Origin of the sequence: Psychrobacter sp. TB20-MNA-CIBAN-0197, from assembly GCF_040309765.1 — a bacterium.
GTDB lineage: Bacteria > Pseudomonadota > Gammaproteobacteria > Pseudomonadales > Moraxellaceae > Psychrobacter > Psychrobacter submarinus.
Window position 1 is genome coordinate 1 of the sequence record NZ_JBEOPC010000893.1, and the last position, 259, is coordinate 259.

At 44.4% G+C, this 259-nt stretch carries 1 protein-coding gene; it reads left to right on the top strand.

Annotated elements, in window-relative coordinates; translation table 11 throughout:
- Window positions 1–259 (top strand): aminotransferase class III-fold pyridoxal phosphate-dependent enzyme (locus AAEY83_RS16435; RefSeq protein WP_351060758.1); only part of this gene is annotated, 259 nt, incomplete at both ends.

Below are 259 nucleotides of genomic sequence, written 5' to 3' on the forward strand. Positions count from 1 at the left end.
TCGCCTAGCTAAAAAAATGGTTGATGCGACATTTGCTGAAAAAGTTTACTTTGCCAACTCTGGCGCAGAAGCAAACGAAGCCGCGCTTAAATTAGCGCGTCGTTTTGCACTTGATAAGTTTGGCGCAGAAAAATCACAAATCATCGCGTTCAACAAAGGTTTCCACGGTCGTACATTCTTTACCGTAACTGTTGGCGGCCAAGCTGCATATTCAGATGGTTTTGGTCCTAAGCCTGGCGACATTGTACATTGTGATTAC